Annotated in this window: 14 protein-coding genes; 7 read left to right on the forward strand and 7 right to left on the reverse strand. The window is 66.8% G+C overall.

The features are described from left to right. Positions 1–9: 9 nt before the first annotated feature. From WS61_RS18780 to WS61_RS18790, 3 genes are all read left to right on the forward strand, one after another. Complete coding sequence (locus tag WS61_RS18780; protein WP_059502306.1) at positions 10–1,158, forward strand: hybrid-cluster NAD(P)-dependent oxidoreductase; 1,149 nt, start codon at positions 10–12, stop codon at positions 1,156–1,158. A 134-nt stretch (positions 1,159–1,292) separates the two neighbouring features. Next, complete coding sequence (locus tag WS61_RS18785) at positions 1,293–2,156, forward strand: glycine betaine ABC transporter substrate-binding protein (RefSeq protein ID WP_059502308.1); 864 nt, start codon at positions 1,293–1,295, stop codon at positions 2,154–2,156. A gap of 178 nt (positions 2,157–2,334) precedes the next feature. Next, positions 2,335–3,990: an APC family permease gene (locus tag WS61_RS18790; RefSeq protein WP_059502310.1), complete on the forward strand. Its 1,656-nt coding sequence runs from the start codon at positions 2,335–2,337 to the stop codon at positions 3,988–3,990. Between the two features lie 160 nt (positions 3,991–4,150). On the opposite strand, the gene purU is transcribed toward WS61_RS18790, so the two are convergent. Continuing rightward, complete coding sequence (gene purU / locus WS61_RS18795; protein WP_059502312.1) at positions 4,151–5,035, reverse strand: formyltetrahydrofolate deformylase; 885 nt, start codon at positions 5,033–5,035, stop codon at positions 4,151–4,153. A gap of 180 nt (positions 5,036–5,215) precedes the next feature. Further along, positions 5,216–6,121 (reverse strand): LysR family transcriptional regulator, encoded by a 906-nt coding sequence (locus tag WS61_RS18800; RefSeq protein WP_059502314.1) that lies wholly within the window; start codon positions 6,119–6,121, stop codon positions 5,216–5,218. 240 nt (positions 6,122–6,361) lie between these two features. Between WS61_RS18800 and betC the strand changes: the two genes are divergently transcribed. The 4 genes from betC (at position 6,362) to WS61_RS18820 (ending at position 11,801) form a co-directional block, all read left to right on the forward strand. Beyond that, positions 6,362–7,897 carry a choline-sulfatase gene (gene betC, locus WS61_RS18805; RefSeq protein WP_059502316.1) on the forward strand — a complete coding sequence of 512 codons (1,536 nt, stop codon included), beginning with the start codon at positions 6,362–6,364 and terminating at the stop codon, positions 7,895–7,897. A 45-nt stretch (positions 7,898–7,942) separates the two neighbouring features. Next, complete coding sequence (gene choX / locus WS61_RS18810; RefSeq protein WP_059502318.1) at positions 7,943–8,914, forward strand: choline ABC transporter substrate-binding protein; 972 nt, start codon at positions 7,943–7,945, stop codon at positions 8,912–8,914. A gap of 259 nt (positions 8,915–9,173) precedes the next feature. Then, positions 9,174–10,313: a porin gene (locus WS61_RS18815; protein ID WP_059502320.1), complete on the forward strand. Its 1,140-nt coding sequence runs from the start codon at positions 9,174–9,176 to the stop codon at positions 10,311–10,313. 237 nt (positions 10,314–10,550) lie between these two features. Beyond that, entirely contained in the window at positions 10,551–11,801 is a 1,251-nt protein-coding gene (locus WS61_RS18820; RefSeq protein ID WP_059502754.1) for an MFS transporter, read from the forward strand. 13 nt (positions 11,802–11,814) lie between these two features. On the opposite strand, the gene WS61_RS18825 is transcribed toward WS61_RS18820, so the two are convergent. The 5 genes from WS61_RS18825 to WS61_RS18845 all read right to left on the reverse strand — a co-directional run bounded on the left by WS61_RS18825 (position 11,815) and on the right by WS61_RS18845 (position 17,869). Next, the gene (locus WS61_RS18825; protein ID WP_059502322.1) at positions 11,815–12,177 is read right to left on the reverse strand and encodes a YbjQ family protein; all 363 of its coding nucleotides are present in this window, start codon (positions 12,175–12,177) and stop codon (positions 11,815–11,817) included. Positions 12,178–12,308: 131 nt separating this feature from the next. Continuing rightward, positions 12,309–13,562, reverse strand: a complete 1,254-nt coding sequence (locus WS61_RS18830; protein ID WP_059502324.1) for a M20/M25/M40 family metallo-hydrolase — start codon at positions 13,560–13,562, stop codon at positions 12,309–12,311. A gap of 80 nt (positions 13,563–13,642) precedes the next feature. Next, positions 13,643–15,355 carry a M36 family metallopeptidase gene (locus tag WS61_RS18835; protein WP_059502325.1) on the reverse strand — a complete coding sequence of 571 codons (1,713 nt, stop codon included), beginning with the start codon at positions 15,353–15,355 and terminating at the stop codon, positions 13,643–13,645. Between the two features lie 479 nt (positions 15,356–15,834). Then, the gene (locus WS61_RS18840) at positions 15,835–16,779 is read right to left on the reverse strand and encodes a GlxA family transcriptional regulator (RefSeq protein WP_059502328.1); all 945 of its coding nucleotides are present in this window, start codon (positions 16,777–16,779) and stop codon (positions 15,835–15,837) included. A gap of 127 nt (positions 16,780–16,906) precedes the next feature. Continuing rightward, the gene (locus WS61_RS18845) at positions 16,907–17,869 is read right to left on the reverse strand and encodes a helix-turn-helix domain-containing protein (RefSeq protein ID WP_059502330.1); all 963 of its coding nucleotides are present in this window, start codon (positions 17,867–17,869) and stop codon (positions 16,907–16,909) included. Positions 17,870–18,053: the final 184 nt, after the last annotated feature.

The raw sequence follows: 18,053 nt of genomic DNA on the forward strand, positions 1-18,053 counted from the left end.
GAGCAAGACATGATGCGAGATGCGGCCAATTTCGAGCCGGCGGATAGCCGGGTGACGCACCCGGCCTTCTGGAACGCGCTGCCCGAGCGCTGGACGAGCGACGTTGAGGAAACGCTGGTGTGCTGCCACGTGCGGCAGGAAACCCACGACGTGAAGAGCTTCTTCTTCCGTTCCCCGCAAGGCCGCACGTTCTCGTTCGAGCCCGGGCAATTCATCACGCTCGAGCTCGACATCGACGGCGAGACGATCAACCGGTGCTACACGATTTCGTCGTCGCCGGCGCGGCCGCACACGATCTCGATCACGGTGAAGCGCGTGCCGGGCGGCAAGGTGTCGAACTGGCTGCACGACAACCTGCAGCCGGGCGCGCCCGTGCGCGTGCTCGGCCCGGCCGGGGAATTCACGTGCGCGCGGCATCCGGCGCGCAAGTACCTGTTCCTGTCGGCCGGCTCGGGCGTCACGCCGCTGATGTCGATGAGCCGTGCGCATCATGATCTCGCCGAGGATCGCGACATCCTGTTCGTGCACAGCGCACGCACGCCGGACGACATCATCTTCGCGCGCGAGCTCGACCTGATCGCGTCGAACCACACGAATTTCCGCACGTCGTTCGTCGTCGAGCGCGTCGGCACGCGCACCAACTGGCCGGGCGTCACGGGCTTCCTGACGCTGCCGCTGCTGAAGCTGATCGCGCCGGATTTCATGGAACGCGAAATCTTTACGTGCGGCCCCGCGCCGTACATGAAGGCCGTGCGCGACCTGCTCGACGAAGCCGGCTTCGATCGCAAGCAGTATCACGAGGAAAGCTTCTCGTTCGAGACGCTCGCGCAGACCGCGAGCGACGAGCTGCTCGCCGATCTCGCGCCGCCGGCCGAAGGCGGCGACGCCGGCACGAAGCAGTACACGGTCAGCTTCGCGAAGAGCAACCGCGAGATCTCGTGCGGCTCGGAGCAGCACGTGCTCGACGCGGCGCGCCAGTCGGGCGTGCGGTTGCCGGCATCGTGCACGCAGGGCATGTGCGGCACCTGCAAGGTGAAGCTCGTGTCGGGGCAGGTCGACATGAAACACAACGGCGGCATCCGCCAGCGCGAGATCGATCAGGGGATGGTGCTGCTGTGCTGCAGCAAGCCGCTGTCGGATCTCGTGATCGACAAGTAGTCGAAACTCGCCATCGGCTGTCCGGGCGCGTCGCATCCGGACAAGCATCCGTCGGAAAACAACGATACCGCGGATTTGTGGTTGAAGAACCTAGAGAGACAACGCGCACGGTGCGCAGACCAAGGAGATCGACCATGAAGCTGTTCGGAAAACTGTTGTGGGCCGGCACCCTGTCGGCGATGGCGGCATTGAGCGCATCGGCGCTCGCCGATACGAAGCCGACGCTGAAAATCGGCTACGTCGAAGGCTGGGACGACAGCGTCGCGACGTCGAACGTCGCGGCCCGCGTCATCGAGAAGAAGCTCGGCTACGAGGTGAAGCTCGTGCCGGTGGCGGCCGGGATCATGTGGCAGGGCGTCGCGCGCGGCGATCTCGATGCGACGCTGTCCGCGTGGCTGCCGGTCACGCACGGCTCGTACTGGGACGAGTACAAGGCCAAGGTCGTCGACCTCGGCGCGAATTTCCCCGATGCGAAGATCGGCCTGATCGTGCCCGCGTACGTGAAGGCGAAGAGCATCGACGACCTCAATGCGGAGAAGGGCAGCTTCGGCGGCCGGATCGTCGGCATCGATGCGGGCGCCGGCGTGATGCGCAAGACCGACGACGCGATCAAGAGCTACGGGCTGAACTACACGCTGATGCCGAGCTCGGGCAGCGCGATGACGGCCGAGTTGTCGCGTTCGGTCAATGCGAACAAGCCGGTCATCGTGACGGGCTGGGCGCCGCACTGGATGTTCGCGAAGTGGAAGCTGCGCTTCCTCGAGGATCCGAAGAAGGTGTTCGGCGGCGCCGAGCACGTCGACAGCGTCGTGAATCCGGGGCTTGAGACCAAGGCGAAGCCGGTCGTCGCGTTCCTGAAGAAATTCCAGTGGAAGCCGGGTGAAATCGACAGCGTGATGCTCGCGATCCAGAACGGCTCGAAGCCGGAAGCGGCAGCGGATGCGTGGATTGCGGCGCATGCCGACCGCGTGAATTCGTGGACGGAAGGCGCGCAGTAAGCATTCCGATATATATCCAAGAATCGTCATAAAAAACACGCCGGGAATGGCATACAGGAATCCGAAATAATCAGGATGTAATGCGGCCATATCCCGGAATTCTTTTGCGGATTCTGCAAAAAAGCGCGTAAGTTGTTACACTAGCGCCCTTGTGCGGAGTCATCTCAGGAGGAATTGGATGAGTCAAGCAGGACTGCGTGCGAATCGCACCAGTGATGTCGAGGCAACCATCTCACATGATTCGACGGGCCACACGCTGCATCGTGGCCTGACCTGGAAAGACGCTTTTTGGGTGACGAGCGGCGTGCCGGCAGGCGTGCTGTTCACGATCGGCGGCGTATGCGCGACGATCGGCCAGCCCGCGTGGGCGATCTGGATCGCCGCGATCACGATGGGGCTGATTCAAAGCGCGACTTATGCGGAAATATCGGGGCTATTTCCTCATAAATCGGGCGGCGCGTCCGTGTATGGCGCGATCGGTTGGGTTCGTTACAGCAAACTGATTGCCCCGGTTTCCGTGTGGTGCAACTGGCTCGCGTGGTCGCCGATGCTCGCGCTCGGCTGCGGCCTCGCGGCGAGCTATGCGCTCACGAGTCTCTTTCCCGCCGATGCGGCGGTGCTGCACTGGCAGCTCAAGGTTGCGGATCTCGGTTTCATCAAGCCCGGTCTGTCATTGCGGATCAACGCGACGTTCATCATCGCGACGATCCTGCTTCTGATCACGTTCAAGCTTCAGCACAGCGGCGCGTCGAAGGCGGCGCGCACGCAGCGCATTCTCGGCATTGCATCGCTCACACCGCTCTTGATCGTCGGCATCGTGCCGTTCGTCACCGGCGACGTGCCGATGTCGAACCTGCTGCCGCTGTTGCCGCTCGGCCACGACGCGCACGGCAACCTCACGGCCGCGACCTTCGGCTCGTGGAACGGGCAGGGCGTGACGATGGCGCTCGGCGCGATGTTCATGGCAGGCTGGGCGTCGTACGGCTTCGAGACGGCCGTCTGCTATACGCGCGAATTCCGCGATCCGCGGCGCGATACCGCCAAGGCGATCTTCTGGTCGGGTGCGCTGTGTCTGGTCGTGATGACGCTCGTGCCGATGGCGTTCCAGGGCGCGCTCGGCACACAGGCGATGCTCGATCCGTCGATCGGCGACGGCACCGGCGTCGCGGCGGCGATGGCGAAGATCGTCGGCGGCGGCGCATGGGTCGCGAATGCGGTCGTCGTGATGCTGATGCTGTCGATCCTGCTGATCGTGATGACGTCGATGATGGGCTCGTCGCGCACGCTGTACCAGGCGTCGGTCGACGGCTGGCTGCCGAAGTATCTGTCGCACGTGAACGAGCACGGCTCGCCCACCCGCGCGATGTGGACCGACCTCGGCTTCAACCTCGTGTTGCTGATGATGTCGGACTACATGACGGTGCTGTCGATCTCGAACGTCTGCTACATGCTGTTCGTATTCCTGAATCTTCAGTCGGGCTGGATCCACCGGATGGATCGCGGCAACTGGGATCGGCCGTTTCGCTGCCCGACGTGGCTGCTCGTCGGCGGCGCGATCTGCGGCTATGCGAACCTCGTCTACGTCGGCGCGGGCGCGAACCTGCAGGGCGAAGGCACGCTGCGCAACGGGCTGATCGCCATGCTGCTGATCGTGCCGGTGTTCCTGTATCGCCACTACTGGCAGGATCGCGGCCGCTTTCCCGCGCAGATGCAGCGCGACATGGAACTCGAAGTGCCGAAGCGCGCGATGTGGCTGAACCTGATGCCGTATGCGGCGTTGATCGGGGCGGGGCTGACGATCTGGTCGTCGTATTACTTCGCGTGGGTGAAGTGACGCGGTAATGCGTGCGTGTCGCGGCACGCGATGGCTTCGTAGAGCATGCGCGGGGCCGTCGCGCGAAGCGCCGGCACAACACGACGACAAAAGAGGCCCGACCGGTTTGCCGGTCGGGCCTCGTTCGTTTCCGCCGCGTTCCGGCGCGGCTCCGATCGGCTTACGGGAACACCACCGTCCGATCGCCGTTCAAAAACACCCGCCGCTCGATGAACGCCTTCACCGCACGCGCGAGCGTGAGGCTTTCGACGTCACGTCCCACCGCGAGCAATTGCTCGGGCCGCAGCGCATGATCGACACGCTCCACGACCTGCTCGATGATCGGGCCTTCGTCGAGATCGTCGGTCACGAAGTGCGCGGTCGCGCCGATCAGCTTCACGCCGCGCGCATGTGCCTGGTGATACGGCTTCGCGCCCTTGAAGCCGGGCAGGAACGAGTGATGGATGTTGATCGCGCGGTTCGCGAGCTTCGCGCTCGTCTCCTGCGACAGCACCTGCATGTAGCGCGCGAGGATCACGAGCTCGGCGCCGCTCGATTCGAAGAAGTCGAGCCATTGCGCTTCCTGCTGCGCCTTGGTATCGGCCGTGATCGGGAAGTGCCGGAACGGCAGCCCGTGCTGGGCGGCGAGCGGCTCGAAGTCGGGGTGGTTCGACACGATGCCCACGATGTCCATCTTCAGCTCTCCCATCCGCCAGCGGAACAGCAGATCCGCGAGGCAGTGCTCGAGCTTCGACACCATGATCAGCACCTTCGGCCGCGCGTTGACGTCATGGATCGCCCATTGGATGTCGCCATCGTGGCCGCCGAGTCCGGCCGCGATCGGCGCGAATTCCTGACGCAGCGCGTCGATCTGCAGCGTCTCATCCGTCGGATGAAAGACGCAGCGCACGAAGAAGCGGTTGCTGAGATCGTCGTCGAACACGTTCAGCGCATCGACGTAGCAGCGATGGCGGTCGAGAAAGCCGACGACGGCGGCGACCTGGCCTGCCGCGCTCGGGCACGACAGTGTCAGGACGAATTGATCGGGGCGGTGCTCGGCGGTCATGAGACTCCTCGGATGGCAGGGGCGCACGGCCGCGCGGCGGCGCACGAAGGCGCCGCGCCGCGCGGGTAGCGGGAGGCTCAAGTAAATCAGGACGATATCGGCGCGGATAGAACCAACGCGCCGTGTGGCTGGTATCGGTGCGCCAGCGGGCCGGGGGCGGGGCCGCGGCGGGCGGCTGCCTCAGGCCGCCGCGCACGCGTCGAGCAGCCAGCGCCGGAACACGTGGGTCGCATCCGGCTCGGGCCGCTGCGGCGGGCGCACCAGGAAGTAGCCGCGCGGTGTGACGACGGGCGCGTCGACCAGCTTCACGAGCTGGCCGGTCCCGACGAGTTCGTCGACGAGCGGCGACCAGCCGAGCGCGATGCCTTCACCGAGCAGCGCCGCATGGATCACGAGCGCATAGCTGTTGAAGGTCACGCCGCGGGCGGCGGGCGGCGGCTCGAGCCCGTGCGCGTCGAACCAGCCCGACCACGACAGCCAGCGCTCGGGGCGCGTCGGCTGCACGTGCAGCAGCGGCAGCGCGAGCAGGTGCTCGGGCCGTGCGACGTCCGGGTGCGCGTCGCGGAACGCGGGCGAGCAGACGGGCGTGACGGATTCCGGAAACAGCCGCGCGGCCGTGCACGACGGCCAGTGGCCGTCGCCGAACAGGATCGCGATGTCGCCGTGGTCGCGCTGCGCGTCGTAGTCCTGTGACGTGACGACGCGTACGTCGACGTCCGGCATCACGCGCTTGAGCCCGGCCAGGCGCGGCATCAGCCAGTAGGTCGCGAAACCGAAATCGGTGACGATCGTGAGCGCGCCGTGCTCGCGGCGCGCGCGCAGCGTCGCGGTCGCGCCGCGCAGCGTGTCGAGGCTGAGCCGCACGGCCTCGTACAGGCACTGGCCGTCGGTCGTCAGCGTGACGCCGCGCGGGCTGCGTTCGAACAGCGGCACGCCGAGTTCGGCTTCGAGCTGATACACCTGCTGGCTCACGGCCGGCTGCGTCGAGCCGAGCTCGCGCGCGGCGGCCGTGAAGCTCGCGAGCCGGGCGGCCGATTCGAACGCGCGCAGCGCCTGCATCGACGGTAACGGTTCGGATTTCGACATAAGTCCCTCTAATGGCCCCATAAGGGCCGGACGCCTACCCGCGCGAATTCGGGCGGGCGATAGTGCAGCGGACGGTACGGCACATGCACTTCGCGCACAGCCGCGCAACGCACTCCCCGATTCTAGCCAGCACGGCCTCCGTGCGCGGCAGTTTCTGCGGACCGCCTCCGTCATGCCGGACGTCTCGCTGCCCGGGCGACGAGCCGTTCCATTCGAACACCGCTTTCCCCACGACCGCCGATGACGAACCCGACACCCAACATCCTGATCCTGATGGCCGACCAGCTCACGCCGTTCGCGCTGCCGGCGTACGGCAACCGCGTGGCCCGCACGCCGACGCTCGACCGGCTCGCCGCCGAAGGCGTGGTGTTCGACGCCGCGTACTGCGCGAGCCCGCTGTGCGCGCCGTCGCGCTTCTCGCTGCTGACCGGCAAGCTGCCGTCGGGAATCGGCGCCTACGATAACGCCGCCGAATTGCCCGCGCAAACGCTGACGTTCGCGCACTACCTGCGCGCGGGCGGCTATCGGACGATGCTGTCCGGCAAGATGCATTTCTGCGGCCCCGACCAGTTGCACGGCTTCGAGGAACGCCTCACGACCGACATCTATCCGGCCGATTTCGGCTGGGTGCCGGACTGGGACCAACCGGCCGAGCGGCCGAGCTGGTATCACAACATGAGCTCGGTGCTCGACGCCGGCCCGTGCGTGCGTACGAATCAACTCGACTTCGACGACGAAGTGACGTTCGCGGCGAAGCAGAAGCTGTACGACGTCGCGCGCGAGCGCGCGGCCGGCCGCGATGCGCGGCCGTTCTGCATGGTCGTGTCGCTGACCCATCCGCACGATCCGTATGCGATCACGCGCGAATACTGGGATCGCTACGACGACGACGAGATCGACATGCCGGCCGTGCGGCTCGATGCGGCCGAAAGCGATCCGCATTCGCAGCGGCTTCGTTTCGTCTGCGAGAACGATCGCACGCCACCGACCGACGCGCAGATCCGCGCCGCACGCCGCGCGTATTATGGCGCGACGTCCTACGTGGACACGCAGTTCGGCAGCGTGCTGGCCGCGCTCGAGCAATGCGGGTTCGCCGACGACACGATCGTGATCGTCACGTCCGACCACGGCGACATGCTCGGCGAGCGCGGGCTCTGGTACAAGATGACGTTCTTCGAAGGCGGCTGCCGCGTGCCGCTGATCGTCCACGCGCCGGGCCGCTTCGACGCCGCGCGCGTGCGCGGGCCCGTGTCGCACGTCGACCTGCTGCCGACGCTCGTCGAGCTGGCCGGCGCCGCGCCCGCCGGCGGCTGGCCGGACCCGGTCGACGGCGCGAGCCTCGTGGCGCACCTGAACGGCACGCCCGCGCACGATGTCGCGCTCGGCGAATACCTCGCGGAAGGCGCGCTCGCACCGATCGTGATGATCCGCCGCGGCGACTGGAAATACGTGCATTGCCCGGCCGACCCCGATCAGCTTTACAACCTGTCGGACGACCCGCACGAACTGACGAACTTCGCCGGGCGGCCGGAAGCCGCCGACGTGCTCGCCGCGTTCCGCGCGGAGGCCGCGCAGCGCTGGAACCTGCCCGAACTGGACCGGCAGGTGCGCGCGAGCCAGCGGCGCCGGCGCTTCCATTACGCGGCGACGACGCAGGGCCGCATTCAGGCGTGGGACTGGCAGCCGTTCACCGACGCGAGCCAGCGCTACATGCGCAATCACATCGAACTCGACACGCTCGAGGCGATGGCGCGTTTTCCGCGCGTCGGGCGCTGAACGCACCGCATCGCGATCACTGAAGAACGACGGAGGAAGCGAACCATGAAACGGCAATGCAATGCAGCAATCCGAAGAATCGGCGCGGCGCTCGCTGCCGCCGCCGCGTGCGGGGTGGCGACGCAGCCTGCGTATGCCGCCGATCCGCAGACGTGCAGCGAAGTCAAGATGGCGGCGCCCGGCTGGACCGACATCGACGCGACGAATGCGATGGCGGGGGTCGTGCTGAAGGCGCTCGGCTACCGGCAGGACGTGGCGAACCTGTCGGTGCCGATCACGTACCAGGGGTTGAAGAAAGGGCAGGTCGACGTGTTCCTCGGCAACTGGATGCCCGCGCAGGCGCCGCTCGTGAAGCCGTTCGTCGACGAGAAATCGATCGACGTGCTGCACGCGAACCTGAGCGGCGCGAAATTCACGCTCGCGGTGCCCGACTACGTGGCCGCCGCCGGCGTGCATACGTTCGCCGATCTCGCGCGCTATGCGGACCGTTTTGGCGGCAAGATCTACGGGATCGAGCCCGGCGCGCCCGCGAATCAGAACATCAAGCGGATGCTGTCCGACCACGCGCTCGGATCCGCGAACTGGTCGCTCGTCGAATCGAGCGAGACGGGCATGCTCACGCAGGTCGAGCGGGCGGTGCGCGACAAGCGCTGGATCGTGTTTCTCGCGTGGGAGCCGCATCTGATGAACACGAAGTTTCATCTGACGTATCTGTCGGGCGGCGATGCGTATTTCGGCCCGAACTACGGCGGCGCGACGGTCAACACGGTCACGCGTGCCGGGTTCGCCGGCCAGTGCACGAACCTCGCGCGGCTGTTCCGGCAGATGACGTTCTCGGTCGACGTCGAGAACCGGATGATCGCCGACATGCTCGACCGCAAGACGTCGCCCGCGCTCGCGGCGCAGCATGCGCTGAAGGCCGAGCCCGCGCTGGTCGCCGCGTGGCTCGACGGCGTGACGATGGCGGCAGGCGCGCCGGGCCTGCCGGCCGTGCGCGCGGCCCTCGACGGTCATTGATTTCCCCTCTCCGGGCGGCCGGTTTTTACCGTGCCGCTCGTCTACGTGTTTTCCCGACCCGTCGCATCGTGACCATTTAGTGTCGCCTACAGACGGGTGACGCGAAATATGGGTTTGTATTTTTCGCCAATGGCTGCGTTATTGCGGAAAACGAAATACCGGAGCCAGCAGACGTACCGAATTCGAATCAGCCGGCGTATCGCGGCACGCGCCAGGCCACGGTTCTTTCCATCGAACGGTTCAGGGAGGGTGGTCGACAATGAAGCAAAAGAAAGTCGCCGTAGCCGCCGCGCTCGCATGCGCGGCCTGTATTCCCGCCATCGGACACGCGCAGAGCAGCGTGACGCTGTACGGGATTCTCGACGCCGGCATCACGTACGTGAACAACACGGGCGGTTCGCACGTGGTCAAGTTCGACGACGGCGTCGCCTACGGAAACCGCTTCGGCCTCAAGGGCACCGAAGACCTGGGCGGCGGCCTGAAGGCCGTGTTCGCGCTCGAGAGCGGCTTCCACCTCGGCAACGGGCAACTCGGCTTCGGCGGCGCCGAATTCGGCCGGCAGGCGTATGTGGGCCTGCAGAACGACTGGGGCACGCTGTCGTTCGGCAATCAGCTCGACATCACGAACGAACTCGTGTCGATCTACAACATTTCGGCGTGGGGCAGCGGCTATGCGATCCACCAGGGCGACTTCGACCGCTTCAACGGCGACCGCCTGCCGAATTCGGTGAAGTTTCTGTCGAGCGACATGAGCGGCTTCAAGTTCGGCGCGATGTATTCGTTCGGCAACGTCGCGGGCAACTTCCATCGCAACAGCGCATGGAGCGCGGGCGCGAGCTTCACGAAGGGAGACTTCTCGATCGGCGCCGCGTACACGCGCCTGAACAATCCGAACGGCATCTATGCGTTCGACCCGTACGCGATGATCGGCACGCATACGTTCCTCGGCCAGCAGACCGTCACGGTCGATCCGGCGACCGGCGCGCGCACCGACCTGTTCGCGAACACGCCGATGAGCGTCGACAGCCAGGGCACGTTCGGCATCGGCACGAGCTACACGATCGGCAAGCTGACGCTCGACGCCAACTACTCGTACACGACGATCAAGGGCTTCGGCCAGTCGTCGCACATGCAGGTGTACGAAGGCGGCGGCCTGTACCAGTTCACGCCGGCGCTGAGCTTCATCGCGGGCTACCAGCACACGCGCTTCGAGGGCCATCACTGGAACCAGGGCACGGCGGGCCTGCATTACCTGTTGTCGAAGCGCACGGACGTGTACATCTCCGGCGACTACCTGCGCGCGTCGCAGGGCGTCGATGCGGTGATCGGCTACAGCTTCACGCCGTCGACGACGCAGACGCAGGCCGACGTGCGGATCGGGATGCGGCATTCGTTCTGAGCGGAGTGGCGGGTTGGTGTGACGTCTTCAGCGAGGTCTCTCTTTGGCGCGAACCGCGGTTCGCGCTTTTTTTTGTGCGATGCGCCGGCTCGACGGCTCGTGGCCGGCGCCGGGCCGGTTTTCGGCGATTGGCATATCATCGCGGTTTGGCCGCGTCCGCACCGTTGCCGCGCGCACCCGCGTGCGTCGTCGTTTCCCGAATGGTTGCGGTGCGCACCGCCAGCCGCCGAGACCCCGATGACCACCTCCGTGCCCGATTCCAGTCCGTTATCCCCGTTACCCGCCAACCTGTTCCGCCACGCGCCGTTCCGGCGTTTCTGGGGCACGCGCGTAATGTCGTCGCTGGCCTTCCAGATCCTGTCGGTCGCGATCGGCTGGTACGTGTATGCGCTCACGCACAGCGCGTTCGCGCTCGGCCTGGTCGGCCTCGCGCAGTTCGTGCCGATGTTCGCGCTGACGCTGGTCGTCGGGCAGGTGGCCGACCGCTACGACCGCCGGCGCATCGCGACGATCTGTCAGAGCGTCGAGGCACTGGCCGCCGGCGTGTTCCTGCTCGGCGCGGCGCAAGGATGGCTGGCCGCGCCGGCCGTGTATGCGCTCGCGGCGATCGTCGGCACGGCCCGCGCGTTCGAGTCGCCGTCGGTGTCGTCGCTGTTGCCGGCCGTCGTGCCGCGCACCGATTTGCCGCGGGCGACCGCGCTGTCGACGTCCGCCAACCAGGCCGCGCAGATTCTCGGTCCCGCGTTCGGCGGATTGCTCTATGGTGTGGGTGCGCCCGTCGCGTTCGGCACGAGCGTGGCGGCCTTCGCGATCGCGGCGATGCTGAGCGGCACGATTCCACTGCGCAGCGCGCCACCCGCCCGCGAGCCGGTCACGCTGCGCTCGGTGTTTTCGGGCATCGCGTTCATCCGGCGCGAGCCGGCGATCCTCGGTGCGCTGTCGCTGGATCTGTTCGCCGTGCTGTTCGGCGGCGCGACCGCACTGCTGCCGATCTACGCGCGCGACATCCTGCAGGTTGGCCCGTGGGGGCTCGGCGCATTGCGCGCGGCGCCGGCGGTCGGCGCGCTCGCGGGCACGCTGTGGCTCACGCGTTTCCCGTTGAAGGGCCGGCCGGGCCGCGCGATGTTCGGCGGCGTGATCGCGTTCGGCATCGCGACGATCGTGTTCGGGTTGTCGCGGCACTTCGCGTTGTCGCTCGTGGCGCTGGCCGCGCTCGGCGCGTCGGACGTGATCAGTGTCGTCGTGCGCCTGTCACTCGTGCAACTGCGCACGCCCGACGACATGCTCGGCCGTGTGAGCGCGGTCAACGCGTTGTTCATCGGCACGTCGAACCAGCTTGGCGAATTCGAATCCGGCGTGACGGCCGCGTGGTGGGGCGCGCCGGCCGCGATCGTCGTCGGCGGCGCGGCGACGATCGCCGTCGCGCTCGCGTGGATGCGGCTGTTTCCGCAGCTCACGAACATGAAGTCGCTCGAACGCGACGCGTGACGCGCATCACACGTCAAGCATCCTGCGTGACGCGCACGGCCGTACCGTAGCAGATGACTTCGGTTACGCCCGACCCGATCTCGGTCGAGTCGTAGCGCATCGCGACGACCGCGTTCGCGCCGAGCTTGCGCGCATCGTCGAGCATCTTGTCGAACGCGTGCTGGCGCGCTTTTTCGCACAGCGACGTGTAGAGCGTGATGTTGCCGCCGAAGATCGTCTGCAGCGACGCGCCGAACGAGCCGACGATCGAGCGCGAGCGCACGACGATGCCCTGTGCGACGCCGAGCGAGCGAACGGTCGTATGGCCGGGGAGGTCGAAGGCGGTCGTGACGCGGGCAGGCGACAGGTCGTCGATGGAGCGGGTAGGTTCGGTCATGGTATGGAAGCGCGTAGCGATTGGTCGAACGACGATTCTAGCCGGACGGAGAAAAGGCATTCGAACGGGCGTACCCACGCGGGTGAACGCCCGTTTCGCTGCGAACGTGCGAGCCGCTCGACGCGGAACGTTCAGCGCTTGACCGTCGCGCCGGCAATGCCGCCGAGGTCGACCGCATAGGCCAGCGCGAGCTTGCCGAACTTCAGTGCATGGTTCGCTTGTCGATCCGAGTTTTCCAGCGTGTCGTTCGCCGTGTGGATGTACGGGCTGTCGTTCTGGTCGGCCTCGAACGGGAACGATGCCGGATACCCCTGCGCATTCCACGACGCGTGATCCGAGCATGCATACCCGCACTGCGATGTGCCGATCGCAAGCTCGGGCAGGTAGGTCTTAGCCAGGTTCGTCAAGTAGGTGTTCTGCGCCGCGTTCGTGTAGTCGGTGATCAGGTAGATGTCCTTCGGATCGCCCTTGTAGTTCGTCATGTCGAGCTGCAGCACGCCGATCACGTTCGCATTCTGCGTGCGGAACTGCTTCGCGATTGCCTTCGAGCCGAGCAACCCGGCTTCCTCGGCCGCATATCCGACGAACTTGATCGTCCGTTTCGGCCGGTAGCCGTTCGCGAGCAGCACGCGTAGCGCCTCGGTCAGGCTGGCGATGCCCGACGCATCGTCGTCGGCGCCGGGCGAGCGCGTGTTTTCCGTCGTGCGGCCCACGGTCGAATCGAGGTGGCCGCCGAGCACGACGGTGCCTGCGGCCGGATCGCTGCCGCGGATCGTCAGGATCACGGATTTCTGCGGAAAGCCCGTGTGCGCGAATTGTTCGACGGCGATATCGGCGCGCGAAGCCGCCAGCTGCTTCCACTGCAACGCGAGCCAGTCGGATGCGGCGACGCCGTGCGACGTCGTGTAGTAGCGGTTCGTGAAACCCGACAGCGACGTGATCGTGCCGACGATGTTGCTGGCCTGCAGTTGCTGGACCCATGTGCCGATCTGCGGCACGTTCGACACCGTGTACGCGGGGGCAGCGGCCTGTTTCGCGAGCGTCGCAGGCAACGGCTGGAGCGCCTGCCGTGCGTCGTCGAACGAGTCGTGCACGACGTAGCCGGGCCCGTGGCCGCGCGTGCGGTGAACTGCGCGGGCCAGCTCGCCGAGACGGGAATCGTCGATCTCGACGACGTGAACGGTTTCGCGACGCGCGGCGCCGTCGGCCGCCTTGCCGGCTTCGACGGTCGTGCTGTATTGCGCGGTTGCGGTCGCGTCGATACGTTGAAGCTGGCGGAACGCGGTGTCGCCGAGCGTGATCCAGACGGGCGCCGCGTGCGCGGCGGCGGTCAACAGCATGCCGCCCAGCGCGGCACTCAGGCGGTTCGATTTCAGAGTAGGCATGTTCGATCTCGTGAGGATGGCGATGTCGAGGAAGGGAGCGCGCCGCAGATCGTGCGATGCGCTCCCGCCTGCTGCGGGCGTTACGACTTCTGCGGGACGGTCACGCCGTACGTGCAGCTCTTGTTGTACGCGTTGCCGATCGCGGCGAGCTGCGCGCTGCTGTAGCCGAGCGCGGATGCGGCCGTCAGCACGGCTTGCGCGGCGGCCTTCTGGTTGGTCGAGCTGTTGGTCATCGACAGCCCCTTCAGGAACGCCTTGTCCATCGCCTGCGCGCCGATCGCATCGCGTGCCACGAGGTTGCACGACGCCCAGTACTGGCCGGCCGTGTGGATCTCCGCGCCGCGCGCCTGCGCATAGGTGCGCCCGACGTTCCAGTTGGTCACGCGGCCGCCCCAGAACTCGTTGTGGCCGTCCCAGTTGTAGACCCAGTGATACTGCGCATCCGACGGGCTCCATTGGTTGAAGTCGCGGCTGTACGCGGCGGCGAGATAGTCGCCGGTGCCTTCCGACAAGCCTTCCTGTTGCGACAGGCCGCCGTTGGTGACCCAGTCGTGGATGCCGTGGCCGAGCTCGTGGATCACGACGTCCGCGTCTTCCGCGTCGTCGACGCCGCCTTGCCCGAAGGTCAGCCGGCCGCTGCTCGACGAGTACGACGAGTTGTCGTCGCCCGATTCGCCGTGCGGGTCGTACTGCACGCCGCCCGTGTACTGGTACGGCAGCGCCTTGATGCCGAGCGTCTGGTTCACGTAACGCAGGAACGTGTCGATGTGGTAGTACGCGTTCACGGCCTCGAAATACAGGTTGCCGCGCGTGAATTCGAACGCGGGCGTGGATTGCGACGGGCAGGCCTTGTCGAGCGGCGCATCGAAATCGACGCACGCCGCGTACGGGCCCGTCAGCGTGTAGCGCGTGCCCGACTGTGCGAGATCCTTCAGCGTCACGCGTACGCGCGCGGCCGTGAGCTGCGTCGAATCCGCGTCGTTGCCGTCCTTGTAGCCCGTGCTGCCGTAGCTGCTCTTCGTCGGCGACAGCGGATCGGGGCGGAACACGAAGCCGGTGCCGTCGGTCGCGTAGAACGCCTTGTCCTCGGCGCGTAGCACTTCGCCGCTGCCCGAATCGATCAGCAGTTCCCAGTCTCCTTTCGGGCCATCCTGCGGGCGGCCGCGCACCTTCCACGCGGTGTGCGTGCCGGCCTTGTCGACGAACGCGACGAGTTGCGCATCGAGATGCGTGAAGCCGCTCGCGCCGAGATACGCGCGGGCGCGGTCGAATGCCTGCTGCTGGTCGACGGCCTGCGACTTGCGCGTCGTCGCGACCACGCCGTTGATCGTGTTGCTCGCGACGTACAGGATGCGGCCGTCCTTCGCGACGGTCACCGCGATGTCGCTGCCGTACACGGGCAAGCCGGCCGCCTGCTGCTGCAGGCGCACGACGGTGAAGTCGGCGTCGTCGCGTTCCGATGTGACGACGAGGCTCGCGAGCGCGGCGGCGTCGAGCCCGAGCTGCGCCGCTTGCGACGCGACGAAGTCGCGCGCGGTGGCGGCGGGTGTCGCGGTGGCTTTCTTGACGCGATAGGCCGGGTTGTACAGCGTGACGGCGACGCCGTCCGCGCGGAATTGCCCGGCGGCCGTGTCGGCCTTCGCGGCCGGCGGCGCGACGCCGCGCGTCAGGCTTTCGCGCAGGCTCGCGGCCTGCGGATTCGGCGCTTTCGTATCGGCCAGGGTGCCGCCGACGATGCCGAAACCGAGCGCGAGACCCAGGGCGAGCGGCAATGCTTTGCGTGATGTCTGCATACGTGATCCTCATCTCAACGGTTGGACACGCCCGCGCGCTCGTGGCGAGCAGGCACGACACGGCCCGCGCGCCGGTTCGATGGAACCGGTGCGGCAAAGCGGTGTTGGGGGTATCGACTGACTAAGGATCCCTAACTGTCAGGTCGAAAAGAAGCGGGCAGGAGAGGCGGACGAGAAGCGAACGGCAGGCAGGTGCGGCGACGGCGAATCGAGCATCGTCATGTCATACCCCTCGGATCGATATTGGATATCGGTTGGCAGCCTGCGTGACCCGACGTCCGTCGAGATCGCCGATCGGGTCGTTAGGCTATCTATCTAACTTTGTTTGGTATGTTACAGAATATTTTCAACGACATTCCAGATTATTTTCGACGACCGCTTCGGTTCGTCGACCAGTCGCCGGCATTGTTCAATGAACGGCGGGAAACGCTGCCGGAACGCGTAATACCGCGCCGGATTGTGATCAAAAGCCGAGACGATCAGCGCGTCGGCCGCCGGTCGCTGCGCGGGCTCATCCCGAATCGCGCGCGATAGGTGCGCGAAAAATGCGACGGCGATTCGAAGCCGCACGCGACGCACACCGACGTGATGCTCATGTCGGTCTGTTGCAGCAGTTCGCGTGCGCGATCGAGGCGCAGGTTCAGGTAGAAGCGCGTCGGCGTGTCGTTCAGCATCGCGCTGAACAGCCGTTCGAGCTGGCGCCGCGTGATCGACACTTCCTGCGCGAGCGCGTCGGAGCCGAGCGGGTTGTCCATGTGTCGCTGCATCGTGCCGATCACCTGGATCAGCTTGCGGTTGTGCACGCCGTAGCGCGCGGCGATCTCGAGCCGCTGGCTGTCCGAGCGCTGCCGGATGCGGCTGACGACGAACTGCTCGGAGATCGCCGCCGCGAGGTCGGCGCCGTGCCGGCGGCCGATCAGGTCGAGCATCATGTCGATCGACGCGGTGCCGCCCGCGCACGTGATGCGCCGCTCGTCGATCTCGAACAGCTCCTGCGTCGCGTTCAGGCCGGGATAGCGCTCGCGGAACGCCGCCAGCGCTTCCCAATGCAGCGTGAGCGGCTGCGACGCGTCGAACAGCCCGGCTTCCGCGAGCACGAAGCTGCCCGTATCGATGCCGCCGAGCGTGGCGCCATGCCGGTGCTGGCGGCGCAGCCAGTCGCCGAGCGTGCGCGTGTAGCACACGAGCGGATCGAAGCCCGCGACGACGAACACCGTATCGACCTGCGGGACGTCCGCGCACGCGGCTTCGGCGGCGACCGGAATGCCGTTGCTCGCGGCCACGGGTGCGCCGTCCGCGCTGATCACGTGCCAGCGATACAGCTCGGTGCGAAAGCGGTTCGCGACGCGCAGCGGCTCGACCGCGGACATGAAGCCGAGCGCGGAGAAGCCGGGTAGCAACAGGAAGTGGAAATCCTCGGGCATCGGGGTGTGGGGTGCAAGCAGGTAGTCGGTACGAGCCGTGCGTCGCGACGAGCGGGCCGGCGCGGGCCGCGCCCGATTCGCGGGCGCCGAACGTTCAAGCCGGGATTATCGCGGGTTTTGCCGGCGCTCAGCGCGTTTTTGCACGATGCACCGTCCGGCGCGCCGTCGTCGACGGCAATTCGCCGAACTGGGCCTTGTACGCGTTCGCGAAATGCCCGAGATGAATGAAGCCCCAGCGTGCAGCCGCTTCGCTGATCGGCAGGTCGGCGTGCCGCGTGTCGAGCAGCAGGCGCCGCACCTGCGCGAGGCGCAGCGAGCGCGTGTAGTTGAGCGGCGTCGTCTGTACGACCGACTGAAAGCTGTTCTGCATCGTGCGCCGGCTGACGCGCAATTGCGTGCACAGGCTCAGGATGTCGACGGGTGCTTCCGGGTGCTCGATCACGTAGTCGTGGACGCGGCGCACGATGTCGGCGTGGCACGCGTGCGTGAGCCGGTGCTGCGGCTCGGGTATCCGGTAGGTCATGAGATCGACCAGCACGTTGCCGACGTCGGCGCGCATCGCGCGCTGCACACGTGCAGCGTCGAACGTATCGGGCGCCGCCAGCACGCGTTCGAGCAGCGTGGCGAGGTGCACGCTCGCGCGCTCGCGCGCGGCGACCGGCACCTCGACCACGCCGCGTCGCAGCGCGCGTGCGTCCAGCCGGACGCCGGCGGCATCTTCGATCTGCTGCATCAACTCGGGTTCGACGACCACGCCGATCAGCGACATGTCGTCGGGCGAATGGAGTTCGAACGGTACGCCGCCGCGCGCCACCACGATCGTACCGGGCTCGACGCGCGCATTGCCGAAGGCGAAGGCGCCCGAGCCGGCGAGCGGCATCCCGAATACCGTATGGCCGGGCGGCAAGCATCCGCGCTGGATGATGCGCACGTTCGCCGTTTCCTGGAACAGTTGCACGCCGTCGAGCACCGCGTGTTTGACCACGCTGCGATACGAGCCGGCCCCGATCTGGTCGTAACGCTGATCCCAGCCGCGCAGCGCCTCGGCATGCCGGTCTGCGTCGTCGAACCTCTGATGTAACACACGCATGGCGCCTCCGGCGATCGTTCGGACCGCGCAAGACTAAACCGACCGGGCGGTCGGCGCAATACGGGGGAGCGCTATTCCGCGCGCGTGCTTCCGAGGGTCGGAAGGCGCACTGCCGCGCGGCTTTCACGCGCATTTCCGATATCCCGAATCGGCACGCACGCGTTGCCGGTCCGGGTGCTGGGCG

The organism is Burkholderia sp. ABCPW 11 (assembly GCF_001523445.1).
Taxonomy (GTDB): Bacteria; Pseudomonadota; Gammaproteobacteria; order Burkholderiales; family Burkholderiaceae; genus Burkholderia.